Below are 10,680 nucleotides of genomic sequence, written 5' to 3'. Positions count from 1 at the left end.
TACAGAGTATCGCCCGTCCTTGACCTGTTGGGCAATGACTTTTGCGTCTTTGGTGTCATTTTTACTTGGGGAGTTGTCATCGATTTCCTTGAGTCGTTTGACATGCATAGGATTGACAAGAGTCACGGGATGCCCGTGATCATGTAAATAGTAAGCCAAGGGTAACCAGTAATGTCCTGTCGGCTCCATACCGACAATCATGTCGGTCTTTTGATAATTCTCTTGGTGGGTTTTTGCCCATCGTAGAAAAGTTTCGAATCTTCTCTATCATTTGAGAAGACGATTCGTTTTCCAAACTCAAAGCCGCGATCATCGAAGGTACGAGCCACTTGTTTGTTTTTAGCGATATCCACGCCAATGATAAGCATCTGAGGGGTGATTTGCGTGAGTTTTTTATTTTGCGTATAATTCATAGCAAGTCCTCCTTGGTTTTCCTAATTAGAGGATGATTTATCATCGGACACTCCGTACTATACCAAGGGGGCTCTTTTTTGTTCAAAACTCACATTTTCCCCTTACAGGAATGCTCCCTTACAGACTATTTGATTCCTTCAGGTAAAGGATGCAGTTGATGAGTTTTACCTGCTTGATAGACTTGGCTTTGAACTCCGTGACCAAGGATTGCTTCAAGCTTTTCTCCAAATGATAGCAATACATCAAGATCAATTCCTGTTTCAATCCCCATATCATGAAGCATATTTAAGGTATCTTCCGTTGAAATATTGCCTGTGGCGCCTGGGGCAAATGGACAGCCTCCAATTCCGCCAAGAGAGGCATCAAAGTGTCTGACTCCTTCCTCAAAAGCAGCATAAACGTTAGCTAGCCCAGCTCCTCTCGTATTATGAAAGTGACAATGAAGTTCGATCCCGTTCCATCTTTTCTTAACTTCATGAATGATGGTTTTTACTTGTTGTGGATTAGCCATTCCTGTTGTATCGGCTAAGTTAATCTTTTTTGTCCCCATATCGATGTAGGTAGAAATAACGTTAAGTACCCGTTCTATTGCTACTTCACCTTCAAAGGGACAACCAAAAGAGGTGGCAAGCCCTCCCTTTATAGCAATGCCGTGCATATCAGCTAGTTTGAATATGTCGGGAAACTGCTTCATCGTCTCAAATGTCCCGGTACGAAGATTTGCCTTATTATGACTTTCACTGGCTGAAACAACGAGATTCAATTGATCAGGACGTGATTCTACCGCCCTGTCTGCCCCTTTTAAATTAGGAACCAATACTTCATAGTTAGTATTCTTTGAACGGTTGATTGCTTTCATCACCTCCGTTGCATCCGCCATTTGCGGAACAGCTTTTGGATGCACAAAAGACGTGACCTCAATAGCTGGTACGCCTGCTCTCGTGAGAAGGTCGACCGTTTCAACCTTTTGAGCTGTCGTGATATCTCCTTTTTCATTTTGAAATCCATCTCTGGGACTAACATCTGTAATGAACACGTTTTCCATTTGCTCTCCTCCCTTTCGAAATAAATCTGCGTTGTTTTAAAAAGTCAGTTGCTTTCTCATGAGGAAAAAACACTTTTTTGATGAGCGGAATTTGTACTGGGTGAATTGCAAATTTAGAAGTAAAGAATCCACCGTTTGAATATTTGCAATTTTTGCAGCTAGAGTAATTTGACCTGGCGTAAGAAAGCCCTATCCCACTCTCTCCAGGGTAAATGCCTGTATCTGCACAAAATCCTTGGGCTCCGAAAGAAACCAGTTGAATTCGGTCTGAGGCACAAGCAATTTCTTTCGCGTTCCATACGCCTAGTGCCGTTTCGATCGTAATGTGAACATTTATTTTTTCTAGGGAATGGAAGACAGCTAGACATTGTTTCCAACTCTTTTATCACGAGGCGTACCGTCTCAACTTTTTCCACTTTGGGAATGACAATGCCAAGCGTTTGTTCCGTAAGTACTTGCAAATCGTGCTTTTACATCCCCTCCGATGGATGATTGATTCGCACCCATATTTTTTCGTTTGTAACCATCTGGTTACTCAAGAACTCAGAAATCATTTCTCTTGCGAAGCTTTTATATATTAGCGGGACAGAGTCCACTATATCCCACACCAACGTTTCAGAGCTATACGCTAACAATTTAAGAAGCATTTTATGTCGGTGTCCTGGAACGATGAGATATGCACTAGAGGTCAATATCGCTCATACCTGCCCTTCACGTCTAAGCACATTCTTGTCATACATTAACATTCTTCTGTGAGTATTTCTTAACAATTTTATTGGTTAACGTCCCAATTCCATCGATGGAAACAGACACCTCATCTCCTTCTTTCATGGGGCCCACTCCAGCTGGGGTACCTGTGATAATAACGTCTCCCGGAAGAAGCGTCATCACACTGGAGACATATTCGATGATATAAGGAATAGAAAAGATGAGCTCATTGGTATTTGAATTTTGTTTTACTTCCTCATTAACCGTTAACTGGATGGGCAAAGAAGAAGGATCAACGTCCGTAACAATCCCGGGACCAATCGGGCAGAACGTATCAAAAGATTTTCCTCTTGCCCATTGTCCATCATTGAATTGAAGATCCCTTGCAGTTATATCGTTCGCACAGGTGTATCCTAAAATGTAATTGTGTGCTTCCTGTTGGTTGACATGGAATGCCTCCTTTTTCATGACAATGGCCAATTCTCCTTCAAAATCAAGTCTTTCCGCTTGCAGAGGGTAGACCACTTCATCATGGGGACCAACCACTGTTGTGGAAGGCTTTAAGAACAATAATGGCTCCTTAGGCAATTCTAAGTTCACTTCTTTCGCGTGATCCTTGTAATTTAACCCAATACAAACAACCTTCGAGGGTTGAACAGGTGCCAGCAGCGAAACATCTTCCTCCGCGTAGACACGTTCCGTCATCCGAAACGTTCCGTATGGGTCTCCTTCACACACTCTGATGTCGTTGTTTTTAGGTATTCCATATTTTATAACGTCGTCTTTACTAAAACGAACTATCATAAGAACCCTCCTATCAAACTATATCTACTCTTTTTATATTTGCAATTTTTGTGCCAAAAACCTAAAAAAATATCTATTCATCATTGGACAAGATGCTCTTTCGATTACAGTTACCGGTCCACCTATACAAAGTTCGATTGCCACATACATCTTTCAAAGAAGGTAAGGCAATCTTTCTTGCTCGGAAATTAGTTCAATATATGAACTAATGTTAAAAAAGTAAACAAAAAACTGAACGTGAGAAAACTGCTATAAAATAAAAAGAATCCCGCCTCTAAAAGCTAAACGGGATTCCATAAACCATACTCATTGTATTTTTTACCAGCTAAAAAGCTACACTACGGTACGAATTGTTGATAATTCTTCCGTAATAGCTTTAATGTTTTTTACGGTATCCAACCTTTGAAGGAGGTCGTAACTATTTTGGACTTTTTCATCGGAGAGTACCCGCCGCGCGCAATCAATATACTTCTGTTGCAGGCGATCTGTTGTCAGTGGTTTCTCCGGACTCCCCGATGGGCTATTCACGATTTTCACTGCTGTTGTGCCATCTTCCATTTCCACTTCGATGTTAGCTGGCGTTTTATCAATAGTATAGTCCTTGTAATTATCATGAATATAACACTCTACCTTATTCATTAATTCCTTTATCGATGTATCGTTTACTTTCCCATCTGTAAATGTTTCAATGCCAATTTTTCTATCATGGAGGGCTGCAGAAAGGATGAAAGGCATACTAAATTTTCCTTCGAATCCTTTGGTAGGACGATCATAAATCAGCATAAGCGGTGCGACTGGTCCACTTCCTGCCCTAATTTTTTTCACTTTGTCAGGTGTAAGATCACCCTCTTCTATTAAAGACAGAATAGCGTCAATAGCTGAATGTGTTGCGGCACATGAGGGATAAGGTTTAACAAAAAAGCCGTTTTGCTCAATATCAAATGGCTTTCCAAAGGTTACATTTGCGAGTTCCTCGTGTTCTTTATTCGAAAAGTTAGCATAATAGCCCATTTTTCCATCAAGAGCTTCCTCACTCGAAGTGAAACCGTTTTTTGCCAAAAGGGCAGCCCGCACTCCAGCCTGGGCAGCCAGCCCCACATGAAATGGTTTTGTCATAGAACCGAAGTTGCTTCGTAAGCCAAATGCCGAGGTCGCACCAATACCCAAAGCATGGGTCATCTTTTGGATATTTAATTTAAGAAGGTGGCCAATTGCTGCAGTCGCTCCTAAGACACCGACTGCACTTGTGGCGTGCCATCCATTCTTGTATAGGTTCGGCTTTGCAATTTCACCAAGACGACAGGAAATTTCTGAGCCGATAAGATACCCTTTGACCACTTCCTGGCCGCTGCAGCCATACTTTTCTGCCACTCCTATTAGCGCTGGAACAAGTACAGCACTTGGATGACCCATAAATCCCCATGTCGTATCATCATAATCAAGAGCGTGACATAGTATTCCGTTGATAAACACTGCATTTTGTAAGGTTGTTTTGCGGTCCGTTCCCCAAATGGAAATCGCACCGGCTTCATCCATTTCATCATTATAATCCAGCAGAGTCGTTGAAATAGGGTCTGTATGCGCGGCCAGTGCTGCTCCGACCGTATCTAATATATGAACTTTAGCTTGCTGTATATGGTTATCCGTTATTAATAGATTCCCTTCTTCTGCGATAAACTTTGCTGCCTTCTGTTGTAATCTCATGTGATTGCCTCCTTTTTTTGTTATTCACTTTACGTAATTTTTTTCATCAGCTTCCATAGTGTCGTTCGGCTGATTCCTAACTCTTTTGCCATTTCTTGCTTGGTCATGTCTTCATTCATCATTTTTTCAATAATACTAATTTGCATATCTTCAAACTTACCAATGGGAATGAGAAGGTGATTCCCTTCTGCCCTTTCTTTATTTTTATACTTCTTTCCATCATCTTCATGTAATAATTCACTCTCTTCAAAGAGGGAATCTAAAATGGCTTCTTCTATCTCCACAGGGTGATCGGCAATTACCAATGCACGTTCTATAATATTTTCTAACTGTCTCAGGTTTCCCGGCCATGGAAAAGTTTGCATCTTCTTTAGCACAAAATCACTGAGGGGCTGTGTCTGTTTTTGATAAATATGGCCATATTTTTTTATCATATGGGTGGATAAACAAGCCACATCTTCTATTCTCTCCTTAAGGGAAGGCAATCTTAATACTAAAACTTCTAAACGGTAATATAGATCTGTTCTGAAAGAACCTGCTTCCGACATAGTTTTTAAATCTTCATTTGACGCCGCAATAACTCTGACATCAACTGGAATATTGCGGCTGCCACCAATGCGGCGTACTTCTCGCTCCTGAAGAACACGAAGAATTTTTGACTGCAAATCAAGAGACATTTTACCAATTTCATCGAGAAAAACAGTACCTCCGTGGGCCATTTCAAAAAGCCCTACTTTGCCCTCCTTGCTAGCACCAGTAAATGCTCCTTTTTCATAGCCAAAGAGTTCACTTTCAAGCAATGAATCTGTAATGGCTGCACAATTAATTGCGACAAAGGGGCTGTTGTTCCTTTTTGGGTGGGCGTTGTGTATGCTTTGGGCCAACAATTCTTTTCCAGTTCCGCTTTCTCCAAGAATTAACACATTGCCATCCACTGCCGCGAATCTTTCTGCCCTTTTGATCACCCGTTTCATAGTTTCATCTTTGTGAATAATATCGCTAAAATGATACTTAGCTGCTAGCCCTTTTTGATACAATTCCTGACGGATCCGTTTTTCTGATTCTTGAATGTGGGTGACATCCTGAATGGTGATGATCAAACCTTTGTCATTTTTGACCTCATAAGGGACGCGATTCACCATTAAGGTTGTATCATGTATGTGGATAAGATGATCTTTTTGCTCGCTTTTTTCAAAAAATAGCTGACTAATGGGAGTATCCATTTTTATCTCATGGATATTTTTGTGTAATACGTGATCCGAATTCATGTGGAGGAGATTTGATGCTTTGGGATTCATAACTGTGACTACATCTTTACTATTAAAAGCAATAACTCCTTCTCCTGAGAGTTCAACAACAGTTCTGATAAAGGTCGACTGATCTCGTTCTCTCATCTCTGTGTTGATAATATCTGCTGCTCTTGAGAGAACTTGATACATGGTTGTTCTTCCCGAAATAAGAGAAATATGTTCCATTCCTCTATCCATACACATGACTTCCCCCCTCATTCCCCCTCCAATCATCACTTCTATTCCTTCTTCATCCGCTTTACTAATCTGTTGAAGAAAACCCGCCGAATCCTTATAAAAACATGCCGTCACTTCAATACCCAACATGTCAGCAAGAGCGCTAATATGAAAGTGGTTACCTTCTTCGACTCTTCCCAAGTAACCAATTTTTTTATTTTTTTGCTTAGCTTGATGAAAAGCCCTTATCACATCGTATTCCGTAGGGTCCATCCGTAGTAAGTGTGAATCAGGGAAAGCAGTTTCCAGTAAATCAGCCGTGGCTCCCCTGCTTATTAAAATGGCTTCCGGATAATTTCGGATTTCTTTTCGAACCAACTCCAGCGCTTCGTCAAGAGCAGATTCTATAATTATCATGTTTAAATCAAGTGATTTTTGAAGCTCTTTTGCTTTTTTGGTCATTTCGTTGTAGGGAGAGGTTAGTATTATATCTGCCACTAAATACCTCCTTTCACATCAAATCATCATTAATCTCACGAACAACCTCTAAAAACTTTCTCCGTCAAAAATTCTTTCCCATGGATTTTAACTATCTCTGCCATTCGTTCTTCTTCCTTGTCCCTTGGTAAAATGCTGTTTTATCCATTCACTGTTTATGACCATTTGATAATCATTACATATAGTTTCATCGACCGTTAAATTGAATTAATATTGTGAATTTTTATAATTCATTTAGCGTATGTTTCCAATTTTAAGTAAGGAGGTAATTCCTCCACTTGTTCTGTAACATCTTCTCAAAAAATCATGCTTACTTCTTTTTCGGCGGGTGGGATGAACTGATAAATAATTCAACACCTGTTACAAGTTCTCCTTCCCCCAAATATGAATCTTTTCGTTCATGAAAACGGGTCCCTTTGTACACGAGAAAGTAAGGCATCTGGTATGTCATACAAATATTTAACGGTTGTTCATTAACTTGTATTCCGGATTAACCCCCTGAATTTGGACAGATACTCTCTTTTTCTAGGATGATCAAACTTTTTCCTCTTCTTTTGTCTTGAGATAGGATCGCCCATTTGCTGCGTTTGTCAAGGAACGCTTTCGCTCTCCCGTTGGTCGTCCTTGACAAGCCTCTCAAATAGGCGGTTTGATGGTTAAGACAAAAGAAGGAGATACTTTGTGTCACACACGGACGTCCTATATGATAAGCAATGATCGTTCGATCATAGACATCGATGTAAGATAAGATGAAGAAAAAACGATCTTCTCCATGAATAAAGCCGTATTTCAAATCGGTCTCCCACAGTTGATTGGAACCTGTAATCGTGCGATTCTTGGCCCGTTTCCTTTTAATGACAGGTCTAGGTTGACGCTGAGGGCGCAATATACCAAGCTCTTTGCACATCCGATAGACTTTCTTTTTGTTGATGACTAATCCGTAATGGCGGCGGAGAATCACGGTGAGTTTTCGATAGCCATAGGCAAAGGCTTCGTCCTCGATTTCTTCCAGCAGCCATTCCTTGATTTGTTCATCTGAAATTTTTTTGCCATTTTTGGTGAAAGAGTAGCCTGGTATGGGACGTCCCTCACTTACCTTTTTGTATCCGACGCGATAAGACGTTTGATAATAATACGTCGATCGTGGAATACCAAGAATGCGGCAGATGACCGATACCTTGTACCCTTTGGCAATCCAGGCTTGAGCGACGTCTATTTTTTCAGCAAGTGAGGGTTCTTCTTTTTTTTATGAGATCACGCAGAACAGCAATTTCTAAATCCTTTTCGCCAAGTAGTTTCTTTCATTCCGTATTCTCCTGTTCCATCTTTTGAGGATTCACATAGTCAACCTGGTCCACGGATGTTTGGCCGAAATGCCCTTGTTCATACTCTTTCATCCACCGGTAAATCAGATTTTTTGATAGTTCATGCCGCCTCACTACTAAGGCTTTATTGCCAGTTTCGAGTGCTTCTTTTACCACTTGCAATTTAAAGTCACGTGCCGTTTCATATTCCATCAACCCCTTTGATTCTAGTGTAACTAAGTTACCTTTCGTTTGTCCAAAATCGCTAAGGGGCTTTAGAGAAAATGATAAGGGAAGCATTTCTCTTTAAAAAAATGCCTCTCTAAAAGGGCATCTATCCTTTAAAGGAGATTTCCCAATCATTAGTGATACATAGATTGAACTTGCTCTAAATCACTTAATAATAATTTAATTTCTTCTTGAGACAAGAGGATAGGCAATTGATCGTATAACGTAATGACCTGCCCATCATTGATGTGCTCATGTTTTTTTAGATAATTATATATGCTGGTCATTTGATTTTCTGATATCGTTGATTCAATAAAAAGATTTTTTACTTTTTGTAAAGAAAATTCATTGATAGATTGATCAAATTCCCCTGAAATGATATGCCCTTGTATAAACATCTTTTCACCTCTAAAAATTAGTATAAGTTAGTTTACCCATCATTAACTATCTCATTATTTTTAACGGTATTGTAACTGCTAAACTAAAATAGTCAATTATTGCTCAATAAGATTGAACACTTTTTGCCAAAAAATCAATCATTCCATATATGATAGATAAGTAGAAATTATTGTCGTATATGGAGGAAAAAAGGTGGAAAAGTGGAGAATGTATAACCGAATTTCTCAATTAAGAGAATTAGGGTTTTCAAAAAGCAAAATTGCTAAGAAATTAGGAATTGCAAGGGGGACTGTAAATAAGTACTTAGATAGAAATCCAGAAGAAATGTCGCTTTGGCTTTCTTCTACGAAGAATCGAAAACGCAAACTGGATAAGCATCAAAAAGAGATTTTAGGTTGGTTGAGGGAACATCCAGATCTTTCATCAGCACAAATATTTGATTGGTTAGATGAGAAGTATGAAAAATTTGAAGTTGGCGAAAGTACAGTCCGGAGGTATGTTAGACAGATTCGTAAAGAATACAATATTCCCAAAACAACAAAAATGCGAGAATACGAAGCAATCCCAGAATTACCAATGGGATTTCAGGCTCAAGTTGATTTTGGCCAGTGTTGGCAACTAAATGACCAAGGTCAAACAATTAAACTCTATGTAGTTGCATTTGTTCTTTCTCATTCCCGATATAAATATATGGAATGGCTAGATCACCCTTTTACTACAAAAGATTTAGTAGAAGCACATGAGAATGCATTTCGAGCATTTGGCGGAATACCAAAGGAGATGGTTTATGACCAGGACAACATAATCATAGTCAGTGAAATATGGAGATATCATTTATACAAAACAATTTGAATCCTATCGCCAACAAGGGAAATTTCAGGTTTATGCTTGTCGAGGGTTTGATCCAGAAAGTAAAGGAAAAATTGAAAATGTGATTGGTTTTATTAAGAAGAGTTTCGCAAAGCACCGAGTATATACTACCTTAGATGATTGGAATGACCAAGGGAGGCTTTGGCTTGAACGAAGAGGAAACGGTATGGTCCATAATACAACAAAAAAAAGACCAGTCGATGTTTTCCAAGAAGAAAAGCAACATTTACGACCAGTCAGAGAGCTTATCTCGGTACCAGCCAAAGATAAGCTAAGTTATTCAAATACAGATACTAGTATAACAAGGGTTGTTCGTAAGGACAATACAATTCTATTTAAAGCTAATCGGTATTCCGTACCATTAGGTACGTATAGTGAATTTGGAAAAGATGTTCAGTTGTATATTCAAGAGAATACACTACGTATAATGGACATCGAAACAGGAGAAGTAATCGGAACGCATGAGATCTCACAACAAAAAGGATTATTGATTCAAGAGCGTGCTCATCGGAGAGATCGTTCTAGAGGAATACCTGCATATATGGAGAGCACTGCAGACAAGTTTGAAGACAAATCATTAGCTCTCCAATATTTAGCTGAAGTGAAAGAGAGATACCCAAGATACATACGTGATCAACTTCAGCTCTTAAATAAATTATGGGGGAATTTCCCAAGTCACTATATTAATCAAACACTTCCGTTATGCATAAAGCGAAAGCTTTACAGTGCCTCTGAATTTCATGATATGGTAAAGCACTTAATGGTGCAGCATCCTGTTGAGGCAACTAAGCCAGTAGATAAAATACAAGCTCTACATCAAGAATCCTCTTATTTATTAGATATGAAGCCTCCTACAAGAGACCTGTCTATTTACATGGACATTATGGAGGGAGGTGATTCTTCATGAGTACGTTTAAAGAGCTAGAAGATATTCTACGGACGTTACGTTTCGCCGAAACGTCCGAAAACTTGCCTGAATTGATAAAGAAAGCAGAAAATCAATCATTATCCTATCCGAGTTTTCTTTTGGAGGTCATGAAATACGAACAGAAAAGACGGGGAGAAAAATTGATTGAAAAACGACTTAAATGGGCAACTTTCCCCATCTACAAGCGGATTAACCCCTTGAATTTGGACACGTACTCTATTTATCTAGCATAATCATACTTTATCTCTTCTTTTGTCTTCGGGTAGGATCGCCCATTTGCTGCGTTTGTCAAGGGCCGCTTACGCTCTCCCG

11 protein-coding genes and 1 pseudogene are annotated in these 10,680 nt (G+C 39.6%); 3 read left to right on the top strand and 9 right to left on the bottom strand.

Annotated features, from left to right (window positions below; genetic code table 11):
• From ACE1TI_RS21080 to ACE1TI_RS21040, 9 genes and pseudogenes are all read right to left on the bottom strand, one after another.
• Positions 1-413: pseudogene (locus tag ACE1TI_RS21080) on the bottom strand (IS110 family transposase); the annotation flags it as partial.
• Positions 414-538: 125 nt separating this feature from the next.
• Complete coding sequence (locus ACE1TI_RS21075; protein WP_375009489.1) at positions 539-1,459, bottom strand: hydroxymethylglutaryl-CoA lyase; 921 nt, start codon at positions 1,457-1,459, stop codon at positions 539-541.
• Positions 1,431-1,796, bottom strand: coding sequence for an aldolase/citrate lyase family protein (locus tag ACE1TI_RS21070; RefSeq protein WP_375009491.1), 366 nt, complete (start codon positions 1,794-1,796; stop codon positions 1,431-1,433). Before ACE1TI_RS21070 ends, ACE1TI_RS21075 begins: the two co-directional genes overlap by 29 nt.
• A gap of 395 nt (positions 1,797-2,191) precedes the next feature.
• Positions 2,192-2,971, bottom strand: coding sequence for a fumarylacetoacetate hydrolase family protein (locus ACE1TI_RS21065; RefSeq protein WP_375009488.1), 780 nt, complete (start codon positions 2,969-2,971; stop codon positions 2,192-2,194).
• Positions 2,972-3,304: 333 nt separating this feature from the next.
• Entirely contained in the window at positions 3,305-4,675 is a 1,371-nt protein-coding gene (locus ACE1TI_RS21060; RefSeq protein ID WP_375009487.1) for an MmgE/PrpD family protein, read from the bottom strand.
• 29 nt (positions 4,676-4,704) lie between these two features.
• Complete coding sequence (locus ACE1TI_RS21055) at positions 4,705-6,639, bottom strand: sigma 54-interacting transcriptional regulator (RefSeq protein WP_375009486.1); 1,935 nt, start codon at positions 6,637-6,639, stop codon at positions 4,705-4,707.
• A gap of 490 nt (positions 6,640-7,129) precedes the next feature.
• Positions 7,130-7,666: an IS3 family transposase gene (locus ACE1TI_RS21050; protein ID WP_375009490.1), complete on the bottom strand. Its 537-nt coding sequence runs from the start codon at positions 7,664-7,666 to the stop codon at positions 7,130-7,132.
• 274 nt (positions 7,667-7,940) lie between these two features.
• Entirely contained in the window at positions 7,941-8,156 is a 216-nt protein-coding gene (locus tag ACE1TI_RS21045; RefSeq protein ID WP_375009485.1) for a transposase, read from the bottom strand.
• A gap of 149 nt (positions 8,157-8,305) precedes the next feature.
• Complete coding sequence (locus tag ACE1TI_RS21040; protein WP_375009484.1) at positions 8,306-8,569, bottom strand: hypothetical protein; 264 nt, start codon at positions 8,567-8,569, stop codon at positions 8,306-8,308.
• A 193-nt stretch (positions 8,570-8,762) separates the two neighbouring features.
• On the opposite strand from ACE1TI_RS21040, the gene ACE1TI_RS21035 reads away from it, so the two are divergent.
• The 3 genes from ACE1TI_RS21035 to ACE1TI_RS21025 all read left to right on the top strand — a co-directional run bounded on the left by ACE1TI_RS21035 (position 8,763) and on the right by ACE1TI_RS21025 (position 10,601).
• Entirely contained in the window at positions 8,763-9,422 is a 660-nt protein-coding gene (locus ACE1TI_RS21035; protein WP_375009483.1) for a helix-turn-helix domain-containing protein, read from the top strand.
• 184 nt (positions 9,423-9,606) lie between these two features.
• The gene (locus tag ACE1TI_RS21030) at positions 9,607-10,347 is read left to right on the top strand and encodes a Mu transposase domain-containing protein (RefSeq protein ID WP_375009482.1); all 741 of its coding nucleotides are present in this window, start codon (positions 9,607-9,609) and stop codon (positions 10,345-10,347) included.
• Complete coding sequence (locus tag ACE1TI_RS21025; protein ID WP_375009481.1) at positions 10,344-10,601, top strand: hypothetical protein; 258 nt, start codon at positions 10,344-10,346, stop codon at positions 10,599-10,601. The genes ACE1TI_RS21030 and ACE1TI_RS21025 overlap by 4 nt, the downstream gene beginning before the upstream one ends.
• Positions 10,602-10,680: the final 79 nt, after the last annotated feature.

Source organism: Alteribacillus sp. JSM 102045, assembly GCF_041949975.1.
In the GTDB taxonomy this organism is placed as follows: domain Bacteria; phylum Bacillota; class Bacilli; order Bacillales; family Marinococcaceae; genus Alteribacillus.
Note: the sequence above shows the minus strand (reverse complement) of the source record. Positions and strands in the feature narration are given on the sequence as shown.